We start from the raw sequence: 13,986 nt of genomic DNA, 5'->3' as shown, positions 1-13,986 counted from the left end.
GCAGGGATGAGCACGTAAGATCAGGCCGTGCTCCAGACGATGTCCACCTCCTTCATCCGTACCCTGCGCGAGGACCCGGCCGACGCCGAGGTCGCCAGCCACAGGCTGCTCGTGCGCGCCTGCTACGTCCGGCGCGCAGCCCCCGGCATCTACACGTGGCTGCCCCTGGGCCTGCGCACCCTGGGCAAGATCGAGCAGATCGTGCGCGACGAGATGAACCGGATGGGGGCCCAGGAGGTCCACTTCCCGGGCCTCCTGCCCGCCGACCCCTACAAGACCTCGGGCCGCTGGTACGACTACGGCCCCACACTGTTCACCCTCGAGGACCGCAAGGGCGGGGACTACATCCTGGCCCCCACCCACGAGGAGATGTTCACCCTCCTGGTCAAGGACATGTGCTCGTCCTACAAGGACCTGCCGCTGTGGATCTACCAGATCCAGACCAAGTACCGTGACGAGGCCCGCCCCCGGGCCGGGGTCATCCGCGGCCGGGAGTTCATCATGAAGGACTCCTACTCCTTCGACATGGACGACGAGGCTCTGGGCCGCTCCTACCAGGCCCACCGTGACGCCTACGAGCGCATCTTCACCCGCCTCGAGCTCGACTACGTGCCGGTCAACGCCATGGCCGGCGCGATGGGCGGCTCCCACTCCGAGGAGTTCCTCCTGCCCTCCCCGGTGGGGGAGGACACCTACGTGCGCTCGGCGGGAGGCTACGCGGCCAACGCCGAGGCCGTCGTGACCGTGGCCCCCGAGCCGGTCGACGCCTCGGAGGTCCCCGCCGCCACCGTCGTCGACACCCCCGACACCCCGACCATCGACACCCTCGTCGCCCTGTGCAACGAGCGCTACCCCCGCCCGGACGGGCGGGCCTGGACCGCGGCCGACACCCTCAAGAACCTCGTCGTCACCCTGACCCACCCCGACGGCACCAAGGAGCTGCTCGTCGTGGGCGTGCCCGGCGACCGCGACGTCGACATGAAGCGCCTAGCAGCCTCCGTGGCCCCCGCCGAGGTCGAGATCGCCACCGACGAGGACTTCGAGGGACACCCCGAGCTCGTCCGCGGCTACATCGGCCCCACCGCCATCGGCCCGAACTCCCCGAACCGCCGGGTCGAGGTCGACCAGGACGGGAACGAGCGGCTGACGGGCTCGGTGCGCTACCTCATCGACCCCCGCATCGTCGACGGAACCGCCTGGGTGACCGGCGCCAACATCGAGCGCTGTCACGTCCTCAACCTGGTCAAGGGGCGCGACTTCGAGGCCGACGGGACGATCGAGGCCGCCGAGGTGCGCGACGGCGACCCCGCCCCCGACGGCTCAGGCCCCCTGGAGATCGCACGCGGCATCGAGATCGCCCACATCTTCGAGCTCGGCCGCAAGTACGCCGAGTCCCTGGGGCTGACCGTCCTGGACGAGAACGGCAAGGCCAGGGTGGTCACGATGGGCTCCTACGGCATCGGGATCACCCGGGTCCTGGCGGCGCTCGCGGAGGTCCACCACGACGAGCACGGCCTGACCTGGCCGATCCAGGTCGCCCCCTACCACCTCCAGGTCCTGGCCACCGGCAAGGAGGACGCAGTCTTCGACACCGCCCAGGCCCTGTCCCAGGCCCTGTCCGACCAGGGGCTGGAGGTCCTCTACGACGACCGCCGCAAGGTGTCGGCCGGTGTGAAGTTCGCCGACGCCGAGCTCCTGGGCAACCCCTTCGTCCTCGTCGTCGGACGCGACCTGGCCCGGCAGGGGACCGTCGAGCTGCGCGACCGCCGCTCGGGCGAGCGCAGGCAGGTGCCCGCCGACCAGGCGGCCCAGGTCGTCGGCGAGGTGCTGCGCCAGGCCCTGGCCTCGGTCCCCGACGGCCGGCCCGCCTGAGGTCGCGTGGGTCATGGCGGCCGGTGCCCGCGGGCAGCGCCCCGGCCGTACGAGCCGCCCTGGCCTCGCCCCGCCTTTGCTCCCACGCCGCGTTCGTACCTTGTGTGCCGAGTGCGGTGGGTAGAGGTGCGCCACGGAAACACAAGGTACGAACGCGGCGGGCGGTACCTTGACGCAGACCTGGCGGGTGCGTCCGGGATCGGGATTTCCGACGACCGCGCGTCGACCCGGTGGCCGGGTCAGGCGCCCGGGTCGTAGCCGGGCAGCGGCGCGTCGACGACCGCTCCCCAGGACTGCGCCCGGGAGCCGGCCGCCACCGCGGCGTCGATCGAGGTCGTCGTGGCCTGCCCGCCCGCCGGGCCGACACCCGCGAGCTCGGTGTCCATGACCGTCATCCACACCTCCTGGGCCCAGGCGTCGTCGTCGGCCCCCTGGCCCTCGGGCCGGCCGTAGGCGCTCAGGCGGGTGTCCTGCCCGCCCAGCGCGAGACTGGCCGAGACGACGGCCCGGGCGGCCGCCGCGTCGATGACGGCGCGGGCCCGCGCGGCCTCGTCGCCCCGGGCACCGACCTCCTCCATCGCGTAGCGCGCCGCGTCGTAGGTGACGAGGAGCTCACCGGCCACGGGCTCGTCCATCTGGGTCGTGTCGCGTCCGGTCACCTCGACCGACTGCGGCGAGATCCGGCGCAGCTGGAGCGACCAGGCCGTGGCCAGGGAGGCGTAGAGCCGGGCGTCCTGGGCGCTGGGGGCTCGGGAGGCCGCGTCCCTGGCGGCCGACACGCCGTCGCCCAGGGCGGTGGCGAGGTCCTGCGTCGTGGCCGTGGCCACCGCGGTGGCCACCGGCGTGGCGGTCGGGTAGGTCGTGGGCACCGGCGTGGCCCACGGCTCCCACACCCCGCCGAGGGCCTCGAGCTGGACCGCGGCGGCGTCGGCGACCACCTGGGCGCTCGCACGCTGGGACTGGTCCCCGGAGGCGACCACGACCTGCGCGGTCGAGGCGATGAGCACGCTGTGACGGGCCAGCGCGTCACGGTCCGCCTCGGCCTGGGAGGCGCTGGGCAGGGAGGCGGGGGAACCCTGGCCCAGGCGGATGCCGCACCCCGGCAGGGCGCACAGCGCCGCCACGAGCACGACGGCGGCGCCACGCCGGCCCCAGGCACGGGAGGGTCGCGGCGCCCCCGTCACCGAGGAGGGCGGGCGGAACGGTCCGCGGGTCAGGAGGGGGCGGGTGTGGAAGCGCGTCACGCGGTGATCCTCCCACGGACGGGTAGCATGGGAGCCACTGACCCGCTGCTCACGGGCCCGTCGGAGGGTCCATTGGAGGACCCGCGCATGAAGGACACGCTCGCCCCGAGGCTCAGTGAGGTGCTCGCACCCGTCGTCGAGGAGGCCGGGCTCCACCTGGAGGCCGTCGAGACCACCCGCGCGGGCAGGTACTCCACCGTCCGCGTCGTGGTCGACCTGCTCGACGGGCCCGGAGACCTCGACCTCGACTCCCTGACCGAGGTGACGCGTGCGGTCTCCCGAGCCCTCGACGAGGCCGACCCCGTCCCCGGACAGTTCACCCTCGAGGTCTCCACCCCCGGTGCCGAGCGCGAGCTGAGCACCGCCCGCCACTTCCGCCGGGCCGTCGGCCACCGCGCCCGGGTGACCACCCCCCAGGGCGAGGTGACCGGCCTCGTGCGCGGCGCCGACTCCACCCACCTCACCCTGGAGGTTGACGGCGAGCCCCTCACCATCGCCGTGGCAGACGTGACCGCCGCCAGGATGGTCGCCGTCCTGTGACCCATCCCTGCACTGACCGCCCGGCTCCCTGACCAGCGCCGGGCACGAGCCGGGACGGCTCGACCACGACCAGAGAGGACCTGAGGAACCATGGACATCAACATGCCGGAGCTGCGCACCGCAGCGGACGAGCTGGGCATCGACCTGGACAACCTCCTGCCTGCCATCGAGGACGCGATCCTGGGCGCCTACACCAAGGTCCCCGGGGCGATCCGCGGGGCCCACGTCGAGATCGACCGCAGGACCGGTCACATGACGGTCCTGGCCCCCGAGGTCGACGAGGACGACCAGCCCACCGGGGAGTACTTCGACGACACCCCCGACGACTTCGGCCGTATCGCCCAGGCCACCGCGCGCTCGGTCATCGTCCAGCGCATCCAGGACCGCCGCGACTTCGAGGTGCTGGGAGCCTTCAAGGACAAGGCGGGCGAGCTCATCTCCGGCACCGTGGAGCAGGGGCGCGACCCGCGCATCGTCTACGTGCGCCTCGACGAGGAGCACGAGGGGATCATGCCCCCGCACGAGCAGGTCCCCGGTGAGCGCCATCGCCACGGCGATCGCGTGCGGGCCTACGTCACCGAGGTCTCCCGGGGCGCCAAGGGCGCCCAGATCATCCTGTCGCGCACCCACCCCGGCCTCGTGCGCAAGCTCTTCGAGCGTGAGGTCCCCGAGGTCGCCGGGGGAGAGGTCGAGATCGTGTCCGTGGCGCGCGAGGCCGGCCACCGCACGAAGGTGGCCGTGCGCGCCAGGACCCGCGGGGTCAACGCCAAGGGGGCGTGCATCGGACCGATGGGCCAGCGGGTGCGCGCCGTCATGGCCGAGCTCGGCGGGGAGAAGATCGACATCGTCGACTACTCCGAGGACCCGGCGCGCTTCGTGGCCAACGCCCTGTCCCCGGCGCGGGTGTCCTCGGTGACGGTCCTGGACGCCGAGGAGCGCAGCGCCCGCGCCGTCGTGCCCGACTTCCAGCTGTCCCTGGCCATCGGCAAGGAGGGGCAGAACGCGCGCCTGGCCGCTCGCCTGACCGGGTGGAAGATCGACATCCACGCCGACGCGGAGTCCGGTGAGGTCTCCCCGGGGCGCACCTCGGGAGCCGACGACGTGACTGGTCCCTCAACCCTCGGCACTGAGGACTGAGGGACACGGCCGGTACAATCACCGCGGACCAGCCTGCAGGCGGCCGTCCCACGGACGCCTGCGCGGCGGCACCCGACAGTGAGCGGAAGGACACGGCGAGCCGGTGGCAAGCACCTCCCACGTGCCCGTACGCACATGCGTGGGCTGCCGACGCAGGGCTCCCAGGGCGCAGCTCCTGCGCCTGGTCCTGACGGACGGCGGCGAGCTGTCCGTCGACGCCCGTGCCGTCAGGCCCGGGCGCGGCGCGTGGATCCACCCGGACCCCGCGTGCCTCGACCTCGCCGAGCGCAGACGCGCCCTCGGGCGCGCGCTGCGCACCTCAGGGTCACCCGATGTGGCCCCCGTGCGAGCCTGGATCGCCTCCCGTGAGGACCAGCCGGGCGAGCACGGCCCCTCCGGCCCGACACGGCCGGACCGACCGATTGCAAAGGCGGGTAGGAAGCCGATGGGCACCCGATGAGTACCCAGCGATGAGCTGCCTCAGCTAGCGCCCACCCTGTTCGGGGTGGGCAACCGGACAGGAGAAAAGTGGCTAAACCACGCGTTCATGAGCTCGCCAAGGAGCTCGACCCCACTGGCAAGAGGATCACCTCGAAGATGATCCTGGCCTGGCTCAAGGACCAGGGAGAGTTCGTCAAGGCGGCCTCCTCCGCGGTCGAGCCCCCCGTCGCCCGGCGAGTGCGGGAGCACTTCGGCGCCCAGGCGGCGGCCGGCGACGACGCGCCCCGGGCCCCCCGGCCCAGCGCCCCCAAGCCGGCGCCCAGGCCCGCGCCCAAACCGGCGCCGCGCCCGGGACCGGCCGCACCCGAGGCCCCCGCCGCCAGGACGGCCCCCACCCCGAGCGCCGTGCCGAAGGCGCCGGCACCTGCAGCCCCGCAGCCCCCGGCTGAGCGGCCCACGCCCGCCGAGGCTGCGGCCTCGGCCTCGCCCTCCCGGCCGGTCCCGACCCCGGGTCCGCGTCCGGGGGCGCCGCGCCCGGGCAACAACCCCTTCGCCTCCTCCCAGGGCATGCCCCGCCCCGGGGGGCGTGGCGGCCAGCCCCGCGGTGCGGGCTCCGGCGGTCCCCGTCCCCAGGGCGGCCCGCGTCCGGGGGCGCCGCGCCCGGGCAACAACCCCTTCGCCTCCTCCCAGGGCATGCCCCGCCCCGGGGGCTCCGGCGGTCCTCGCCCCCAGGGCGGCCCGCGCCCCAGCGGCTCCGGCGGTCCCCGTCCCCAGGGCGGCCCCCGCCCAGGCCCCCCGCGTCCTAACCCCGGGATGATGCCGGGGACCTCCTCGGTCGGTCGTCCCGGTGCTCCGGCCCGCGGTAGCCAGGGCGGCCGGGGCGGTCGTCCCGGTCCCGGTGGGCGCGGCCCGGGCGCAGGCGGCACCGGTGCGCCGCGCAGCGGCGGCGGCTTCGGCGGCCCCCGCGGCGGGCGCGGTGGACGCGGCTCGACCCAGGGCGCGTTCGGACGTGGCGGAGGCGCCCCGCGCGGGCGCAAGTCGAAGCGGGCCAAGCGCCAGGAGTTCGAGCAGCAGTCTGCTCCGTCGATCGGCGGTGTCATCGTCCCGCGCGGCGACGGCTCCACCCCGGTGCGCGTGCGCCAGGGCGCCACGCTGACCGACCTGGCCGAGAAGATCAACGCCAACCCGGCGGCGCTTGTCACCGTGCTGTTCCACCTGGGCGAGATGGCCACGGCCACCCAGTCCCTCGACGAGGACACCTTCGCGCTGCTCGGTGCCGAGCTGGGCTACAACGTCCAGATCGTCTCGCCCGAGGACGAGGACCGCGAGCTGCTGGAGTCCTTCGACATCGACCTGGAGGCCGAGGAGGCCGGCGAGGCCGACGACGACCTGCTCCCGCGGCCCCCGGTCGTCACGGTCATGGGTCACGTCGACCACGGTAAGACCAAGCTCCTCGACGCGATCCGCTCCACCGACGTCGTGGCGGGCGAGGCCGGTGGCATCACCCAGTCGATCGGCGCCTACCAGGTTCGGGTCCACCTCGAGGACGAGACCCGTCCGATCACCTTCATCGACACCCCCGGTCACGAGGCCTTCACGGCCATGCGTGCACGGGGCGCCGAGGTGACCGACATCGCGATCCTCGTCGTGGCCGCCGACGACGGCGTCATGCCCCAGACGGTCGAGGCCCTCAACCACGCCCAGGCGGCGGGGGTCCCGATCGTCGTGGCCGTCAACAAGATCGACAAGGAGGGCGCCAACCCGGACAAGATCCGCGGTCAGCTCACCGAGTACGGCCTCGTGCCCGAGGAGTACGGCGGCGACACGATGTTCGTCGACATCTCCGCCAAGCAGAGGCTCAACATCGACGGGCTTCTCGAGGCGGTCCTGCTCACCGCGGACGCCGCCCTCGACCTGCGGGCCAACCCGGCCACCGACGCCCGTGGCGTGACCATCGAGGCCAAGCTGGACAAGGGGCGCGGCGCCATCTCGACGATCCTGGTCGAGCGCGGCACCCTCAGGGTCGGCGACCCCATCGTGGCGGGTAGCGCCTACGGGCGAGTGCGGGCCATGTTCGACGAGCACGGCCAGCAGATCGAGGAGGCGGGACCCGCCCGACCGGCTCTCGTCCTGGGTCTGACGAGCGTGCCCAGCGCAGGCGACTCCTTCATCGTCGCCCCCGACGACCGCACCGCTCGGCAGATCGCGGACAAGCGGGAGGCCGCCGAGCGCGCCGCCCTGCTGGCCAAGCGCCGCAAGCGCGTCTCGCTGGAGAACCTCACCGACGTCCTCAAGGAGGGCAAGGTCGACACCCTCAACCTCATCCTCAAGGGCGACAGCTCGGGTGCGGTCGAGGCGCTGGAGGACTCGCTGCTCAAGATCGACGTCGGCGAGGAGGTCGCTCTGCGCATCATCCACCGCGGTGTCGGTGCGATCACGCAGAACGACGTCAACCTCGCCACGGTGGACTCCGCGGTCATCATCGGCTTCAACGTCCGGCCCGCCGAGCGGGTCGCCGAGCTGGCCGACCGCGAGGGCGTCGACATGAAGTTCTACTCGGTCATCTACCAGGCCCTCGAGGACGTCGAGGCGTCCATGAAGGGCATGCTCAAGCCGATCTACGAGGAGGTCGAGCTGGGCACGGCCGAGATCAGGCAGGTGTTCCACTCCTCGAAGTTCGGTTCGATCGCCGGCTCGATCGTCCGCTCGGGGATCATCAGGCGCGGTGCCAAGGCCCGTCTCGTGCGCGGCGGCGTCATCGTGGGCAGGGACCTGTCGATCGAGACGCTGCGCCGGGAGAAGGACGACGTCACCGAGGTCCGCGAGGGCTACGAGTGCGGTATCAACCTGGGCTTCAAGGACCTCGCCGAGGGCGACGTCATCGAGACCTGGGAGATGCGCGAGAAGCCTCGCGGCTGATCCTGAGCCCGACCGGCTCCCGCGCACCCGGTGCGCACACTGGTCCCCGGCCCCTGGTGGGCCGGGGACCAGCGCGTGGGCCCTGCGGTGGCCGGTGCGGCCGGGTGCCTCGAGACTCCCGGGGTGCTCGGGCGCCGAGACGTGGGCGAGGGGCTCAGGTGGAGCCTCAGATGGAGCGGTGGCGCATGTCGATCGGGAAGCCGGTGAGGAGCTCCTCGAGGCTCAGCTCGACGCTGCCCTCGGGGGAGGCCGACGGCGGGAGGGCGGCGCCCCACACGCGGTGGCACATGGCCCGCAGGCGGTCCCCGTCGATGAGGTCGACGCCCGCGTGCTGGGCGAAGTCGACCGCGTCGGGGGTAAAGGAGCCGGTGCTCACCACGATCATGGAGTCCGCGCCCTCGACGATATTGGCCCCGTGGAGCTTGTGGACCGCCGGAGCCCCGACCCCCCGGTCGCTGGGACGGCAGGCGCAGCCCACGATCGAGGTCGTCCCGTCGCGCCGCAGCCGCAGGTCGAACCCGCCGCGGGTGCCGGGCAGCTCGGTCTGGTAGCCCATGCCGCGGAAGAGGTCGGCGCAGAAGGCCTCGAAGCCAGTGGGCCGGTTGGCGAACTCAGCGATGACGCCGTCAAGACCTGCTGCTGAGCCCCGGTCCTGGGTGCGGGCCTGGATCGCGCGGAGCTTGGTCTGCTCGTGGCGCGAGTAGGCGACCTCGACACCCGCGGCCCGCAGTCTCAGGACGAGGTCGTACATGGCCAGGACGTCCTTGGAGGTCAGCCGCCAGCGGTCGACCTCGAGCACCGACCAACTCTTGACGACGTGGTTTCCTGAGCGCCGGTGGTCGCGGGTCCCGTCCTGCCGGGCGTAGCGCCACCGGGGGTAGGACAGGTGGTAGGAGCCTGTCCGACGCAGGCGCTGGGAGCGGCCGACACGGAATCCCCGGGGGATGGTGACGCCGAGCTCGCGTCCGGCACGGGTGCGCCGACAGGCCCGGGTGGTGCAGCGCAGGCTCACCAGGACCAGGCAGATGACGGCGAGCCCGGCCACCGCGAGCAGGAGCGAGGCGGGGGAGAAGGTGGCCGTCAAGGGGACCAGGCCCATGAGGTCCCTCCATCCCGACAGGGCGTCACCCATGCTCGCGCTCCTTCCAGGTCCGTGACGAGGTCCGACCCCACGGGCCTGCCGGCCCGTGGCCGCGATGGGACCGCCGGGGCAGGGAAGGTCGCGGCGGGCCGCGGGGGAGGGGGGAACCGGTGAGCGTCCGTGAGGGGCGGCGTCGCCCTCAGCACATCGCTGCGAGGATGGTAGTGGCGAGCGAGTCCCTGGAAAGCCCCGTACCAGCGTCGTCGCCCAAGTGTCACCGTACTGTGATTTCACCGCGACCCGGCGGTGGCTCGGGGTGCTCAGGCCCGGGGGCCGCGGGAGGCCTGGAGCAGGACGTCGGCGGCGAAGACCGCCACCGCCGACCACACGAGCACCATCGACACCCAGCGCCAGGTCGAGATGTGCTCACCGAAGACCGCCCAGGCCAGGAGGAACTGGATGATCGGCGCGATGTACTGGCTCAGGCCCACGACCGTGAGCGGGACCCTGCGGGTCCCGGCGGCGAAGAGAAGCAGGGGCACCGCGGTCACCGGTCCGGCGCCCAGGAGCAGGAGCACGAGGGCGGTGCCGGCCCCCGGCCCCTGGAGGCCCGAGGCGCCGGTGACCGACAGCCAGGCCAGGTAGCCCAGTGCCAGGGGCAGGACCGCGCCGCTCTCGACCGTCAGCCCGGTCAGCGCGTCCACCTGCCCCGCCACGCGCTTCTTGACCAGGGCGTACAGGCCGAAGGAGAAGGCCAGGGCCAGGGAGATCCACGGCAGGGAGCCCTGCATGACCACGAGGACGAGGACCGCGAAGGAGGCCAGGGCGATGGCGGCCCACTGCGCCGGGCGCAGCCTCTCGCGCAGGACGAGGCCCGCCAGCGCCACGGTGACCAGCGGGTTGATGAAGTAGCCCAGAGCGGCGTCCGCGGTCCGACCCGTGTTGACCCCGTAGACGTAGACGCTCCAGTTGACGGTGACCAGCGCTGCGCTCAGGCACAGCGACCCCACCAACCGTGGTCGGACCAGCACCGAGCGCAGCCTGTCCCACCGGTGGAGCAGCGCGACGAGCGCGAGGCAGGTGACCAGGGTCCAGGTGATGCGGTGACCGATGATCTCCATCGCCCCCGCTGCGTCGAGCAGCTTGAAGTAGAGCGGGAAGAACCCCCACAGCAGGTAGCAGCCCAGGACCATGGCGGCCCCGGTCCCCGACAGGCTCGTCGGCCGGCGCGGGGGACCAGGGTGCGCTCCCACGGGCAGGACCTCCTCTGACGGGTGCGTTGACGGGGACTTTGACGGGTGCGTTGACGGGGCGGCGGCGTGCCTCCGGCACGGGAGGCCGGGAACCACGGCCCCACCCCCGAAGACTAGAAGAGCCCGGCGCCGTCGGGTCGCCGGGAGCAGCGGGTGGCCGCGTGAGGCGCGCCGCAGCGAGCGCGGGTCGGTGTCTGGCACAATTCACCAGCCCACCCACCTGCCATCTCAGGAGGCCGACATGGCTGACGCCGCCCGCGCCCGCAGGGTCGCTGACCGCATCCACGAGACCGTCGCCCGTCTCCTCCAGGGACGCATCAAGGACCCCCGCCTGGGCTTCGTGACCGTCACCGACGTGCGGGTCACGGGTGACCTCCAGCAGGCCACGGTCTTCTACACCGTCTACGGCTCGGACGAGGACCGCCGGGACTCCGCGGCCGCCCTGCGCTCGGCCACGGGGCTCATCCGCTCCGAGGTCGGCAAGGCGCTGGGTATCCGGCTGACTCCCTCGCTCACCTTCCAGCTCGACGCGCTGCCGACCCAGGCCAGGACCTTCGAGGACGCGCTGGCCCAGGCGCGGGCCAAGGACGAGGAGATCGCCCGCTCCTCAGCGGGCGCCACCTACGCGGGGGAGGCCGACCCCTACAAGCACGAGGACCGCGACGAGGAGCGCGCGGACACCGACGAGGACCGTGGGGACCGCCGCGAGGGCGCCGAGGACACCGGGCAGGACCGGGACGCCAGGTGAGCCGGCACGCCGCCCCTGGGCCGGACGGGCACCGTGTGCCGCGGCCGCAGGTCCCGCGCGGGGCGGTCGCGGCCGGGGACGGGGTGCTCCTGGTCGACAAGCCCGCGGGCCTGACGAGCCACGACGTCGTCGCCCTCGTGCGCCGGATGGGCGCCACCCGCAAGGTCGGGCACGCGGGCACCCTGGACCCGATGGCCACGGGACTGCTCGTCCTGGCGACCGGGCGGGCCACCCGGCTGCTGACCTACCTCGTGGGCGCCGGCAAGACCTACGAGGCGACGGTCCGCCTCGGGCAGGAGACAGGGACCGAGGACGCCGACTCCGAGGTGGTCAGCGCCCCGGGCTGCCCGGCCCCTGACAGCTGGGAGGGCGGCGCCCCGGCCTTCGAGCGCCGCCTGGCCGAGGTGATGACGGCGCACACCGGGCGGATCATGCAGGTCCCCAGCGCGGTGTCGGCCATCAAGGTCGACGGCGTGCGGGCCTACGCCCGCGTGCGCGACGGCGAGACGGTTGAGCTCGCGGCCCGTCCGGTGGTCGTCGAGGAGATCGTCGTGCGCGGCGGGCCACGGTCCGCCACCGCGCAGGACGGGACGGCCGTGGTCGACCTGGACCTGGGCGTCAGGTGCTCCTCGGGGACCTACGTGCGCGCGCTGGCCCGGGACATCGGCCGCGCCCTGGGCACCGGGGCGCACCTGACCGCGCTGCGACGCACACGGGTCGGTCCCTTCGACGTCGGGGAGTCCCGCACCGTGACCGAGCTCGCCCGGGACGTCGACCGGGCGGCCTGCCGCCTGCCGGCCGAGGGCCTCGACGTCATCGCCGTGTCGGAGGTCGCCCGGCGCTGCTTCGCCGTTCTCGTGCTGACATCCGACGAGGCGCGCCGCGTGCGTCACGGTCAGACCCTGTCCCCTGAGGTGCTCTCCCGGGTACAGGGGGAGGTGCCCGCCGACCGGCGGCCTGCCGGTCCGGAGCCTGTGCGGGCGCCGGGAGGGGCGCGTGTGGTGGCTGCCGGGTTCGACCCGGACGGCCGGGTCGTGGCACTGTTGACCTCCAGGGACGGGCGGGTCCGCCCCGTCCTCGTCCTGGACCCCGCGTGAGCGTCTGCCGACAGGCGCTCAGACGGGTCGGGCGGAGGAAGCGGGCCGATGAACCAGGATCCAGGAGGAACCGATGAGCGAGAACACCTCGGGCTGCGGCTGTGGCAAGCACCGTCCGGCCCACGTCACGACCCCGGAGCGTGCCGAGGCCCCCGCCGTGGTCCAGCCCGTCGCCTCTGAGGAGGTCGCCTCCGGCGTCGTGCCCGAACGCAAGGCGGGCAACGACCTGGGCCTGCGGGACGCCGGCGCCTCCGGCCGTGGCGGTTGCGGCTGCGGGGGCGGCGGCTGCGGCTGCGGTGGGCACGGAGGCCACCGGCACTGAGCCGGCACCGGACCGGTACTGAACCGGCACTGAGCCGGCACCGGCAGGTCGTGCGGGTCGCGCCTCCCCGCCCGGACGTGGCAGTGTGGGACGAGCAAGGTCGGTGGGCCCAGGGTCCTGCCGGAGTGGATCGAGAACAGGGATGTCCGCAGTGGAGGTCTGGTACGGCGCCGACGGGGTGCCCGCGGCTGTGAGCGCGCCCGGGGGGCCGGGCAGCGTGGTGACGATCGGCATCTTCGACGGGGTGCACCGTGGTCACCAGGCGATCCTGACCCGGGTGGTCGAGCGCGCCCGGGCCATGTCCCGCCCTGACGGCACCCGCCCCCTGGCGGTGGCGGTCACCTTCGACCCTCATCCGGTCCTCGTCCACCGGCCTGAGGCCCACCTGCCGATGGTCGCCTCGCTCGCCGACCGCCTCACCTCCCTGGCCACGACAGGTCTGGACGCGGTCCTCGTCATCCACTACACCCTGGCCTTCGCCGACCAGAGCCCCGAACGCTTCGTGCGCACCTGGCTCGAGGGCCTCCTGGGTGCCAGGGCGGTCGTCGTGGGCGAGGACGTGCGCTTCGGGCGGGGCAACAGCGGTGACGCCCGGTGCCTGAGCGAGATCTGCGCCGCAGACGGCGTCGAGGTCGAGATCGTGGCGGACGTGCGCGCCCCCGGTGGCCGGCGGTGGTCCTCGACCTGGGTGCGTGAGCTGCTCGAGGGCGGGGACATGCGCGGTGCGGCCGACGTCCTCGGTCACGCCCACCGGCTGCGCGGCACGGTCGTCCACGGCATGCGCCGCGGCCGGGAGCTCGGCTTCCCCACGGCCAACCTCGAGGCCGCCAGCGCGGGTGTCGTACCCCCTGACGGCGTCTACGCCGGGTGGCTCGTGCGCTCCCCGGGAGCCGGGGGCGACGACGCCGAGGAGCGGCTGCCGGCAGCCATCTCGATCGGCACCAACCCGACCTTCGACGACGTGCCGACCCGCACGGTCGAGGCCCACGTCCTGGGCAGGGACGACCTCGACCTCTACGGCGAGGTCGTGGCCATCGAGCTCGTCGACTACCTGCGGCCGATGCTCGCCTTCGACGGCCTCGAGCCGCTGCTGACCCAGATGCGCCAGGACGTCGTCGACACCGCGGGCGTGCTCGGCGTCCCCGTCCCGACCCCCCAGGGCAGGGCCTGAAGGTCCTCTGAGGCCGCCAGCAGGCTCCCCGCTTGCCGTCTGTGCTGCCGGGCGGTACGGCGGACGTCCTTGCTCCCTGTGCGCGACGACACCCCCCGGGCCGGTGGGCGGGGCCGGAGGCGCTGGTACAGTGGGCGGGCCGTCCAAGCCGGCCGCGGACC

At 73.5% G+C, this 13,986-nt stretch carries 12 protein-coding genes; 9 read left to right on the top strand and 3 right to left on the bottom strand.

Features of this window, described 5'->3' with window-relative positions; genetic code table 11:
• The first annotated feature begins 27 nt into the window (after positions 1-27).
• Positions 28-1,872: a proline--tRNA ligase gene (locus EL245_RS03810; RefSeq protein ID WP_126381933.1), complete on the top strand. Its 1,845-nt coding sequence runs from the start codon at positions 28-30 to the stop codon at positions 1,870-1,872.
• Positions 1,873-2,111: 239 nt separating this feature from the next.
• On the opposite strand, the gene EL245_RS03805 is transcribed toward EL245_RS03810, so the two are convergent.
• The gene (locus tag EL245_RS03805; RefSeq protein WP_232009857.1) at positions 2,112-3,116 is read right to left on the bottom strand and encodes a hypothetical protein; all 1,005 of its coding nucleotides are present in this window, start codon (positions 3,114-3,116) and stop codon (positions 2,112-2,114) included.
• Between the two features lie 87 nt (positions 3,117-3,203).
• Here EL245_RS03805 and EL245_RS03800 point away from each other — a divergent pair, with 87 nt between their 5' ends.
• From EL245_RS03800 to infB, 4 genes are all read left to right on the top strand, one after another.
• Positions 3,204-3,656 carry a ribosome maturation factor RimP gene (locus EL245_RS03800; protein WP_126381932.1) on the top strand — a complete coding sequence of 151 codons (453 nt, stop codon included), beginning with the start codon at positions 3,204-3,206 and terminating at the stop codon, positions 3,654-3,656.
• 90 nt (positions 3,657-3,746) lie between these two features.
• Complete coding sequence (gene nusA / locus EL245_RS03795; RefSeq protein ID WP_126381931.1) at positions 3,747-4,793, top strand: transcription termination factor NusA; 1,047 nt, start codon at positions 3,747-3,749, stop codon at positions 4,791-4,793.
• Between the two features lie 103 nt (positions 4,794-4,896).
• Entirely contained in the window at positions 4,897-5,253 is a 357-nt protein-coding gene (locus tag EL245_RS03790; RefSeq protein WP_126381930.1) for a YlxR family protein, read from the top strand.
• A 68-nt stretch (positions 5,254-5,321) separates the two neighbouring features.
• Positions 5,322-8,153 (top strand): translation initiation factor IF-2, encoded by a 2,832-nt coding sequence (gene infB, locus EL245_RS03785; RefSeq protein WP_126381929.1) that lies wholly within the window; start codon positions 5,322-5,324, stop codon positions 8,151-8,153.
• Positions 8,154-8,319: 166 nt separating this feature from the next.
• Here infB and EL245_RS03780 read toward each other — a convergent pair whose 3' ends face one another.
• Together EL245_RS03780 and rarD are read right to left on the bottom strand one after the other, a co-directional pair.
• Positions 8,320-9,285 carry a restriction endonuclease gene (locus EL245_RS03780; protein ID WP_126381928.1) on the bottom strand — a complete coding sequence of 322 codons (966 nt, stop codon included), beginning with the start codon at positions 9,283-9,285 and terminating at the stop codon, positions 8,320-8,322.
• Between the two features lie 269 nt (positions 9,286-9,554).
• Complete coding sequence (gene rarD, locus EL245_RS03775) at positions 9,555-10,487, bottom strand: EamA family transporter RarD (protein ID WP_408608388.1); 933 nt, start codon at positions 10,485-10,487, stop codon at positions 9,555-9,557.
• Positions 10,488-10,728: 241 nt separating this feature from the next.
• Between rarD and rbfA the strand changes: the two genes are divergently transcribed.
• The 4 genes from rbfA (at position 10,729) to EL245_RS03755 (ending at position 13,825) form a co-directional block, all read left to right on the top strand.
• Positions 10,729-11,235: a 30S ribosome-binding factor RbfA gene (gene rbfA, locus EL245_RS03770; protein ID WP_126381927.1), complete on the top strand. Its 507-nt coding sequence runs from the start codon at positions 10,729-10,731 to the stop codon at positions 11,233-11,235.
• Positions 11,232-12,332 (top strand): tRNA pseudouridine(55) synthase TruB, encoded by a 1,101-nt coding sequence (gene truB, locus EL245_RS03765; protein ID WP_232009856.1) that lies wholly within the window; start codon positions 11,232-11,234, stop codon positions 12,330-12,332. Before rbfA ends, truB begins: the two co-directional genes overlap by 4 nt.
• A gap of 73 nt (positions 12,333-12,405) precedes the next feature.
• The gene (locus EL245_RS03760; protein ID WP_126381926.1) at positions 12,406-12,654 is read left to right on the top strand and encodes a hypothetical protein; all 249 of its coding nucleotides are present in this window, start codon (positions 12,406-12,408) and stop codon (positions 12,652-12,654) included.
• Positions 12,655-12,805: 151 nt separating this feature from the next.
• Positions 12,806-13,825, top strand: a complete 1,020-nt coding sequence (locus EL245_RS03755; protein WP_126383977.1) for a bifunctional riboflavin kinase/FAD synthetase — start codon at positions 12,806-12,808, stop codon at positions 13,823-13,825.
• The last annotated feature ends 161 nt before the right edge of the window (positions 13,826-13,986 follow it).

The organism is Actinomyces howellii, from assembly GCF_900637165.1.
GTDB classification, from domain to species: Bacteria; Actinomycetota; Actinomycetes; order Actinomycetales; family Actinomycetaceae; genus Actinomyces; species Actinomyces howellii.
Note: the sequence above shows the minus strand (reverse complement) of the source record. Positions and strands in the feature narration are given on the sequence as shown.

Coding starts and splice junctions, on each gene's coding strand:
- EL245_RS03760 (WP_126381926.1), top strand. CDS start 12,406: ATGAGCGAGAACACCTCGGGCTGCGGCTGTGGCAAGCACCGTCCGGCC.
- rbfA (WP_126381927.1), top strand. CDS start 10,729: ATGGCTGACGCCGCCCGCGCCCGCAGGGTCGCTGACCGCATCCACGAG.
- nusA (WP_126381931.1), top strand. CDS start 3,747: ATGGACATCAACATGCCGGAGCTGCGCACCGCAGCGGACGAGCTGGGC.
- EL245_RS03800 (WP_126381932.1), top strand. CDS start 3,204: ATGAAGGACACGCTCGCCCCGAGGCTCAGTGAGGTGCTCGCACCCGTC.
- EL245_RS03780 (WP_126381928.1), bottom strand. CDS start 9,285: ATGGGTGACGCCCTGTCGGGATGGAGGGACCTCATGGGCCTGGTCCCC.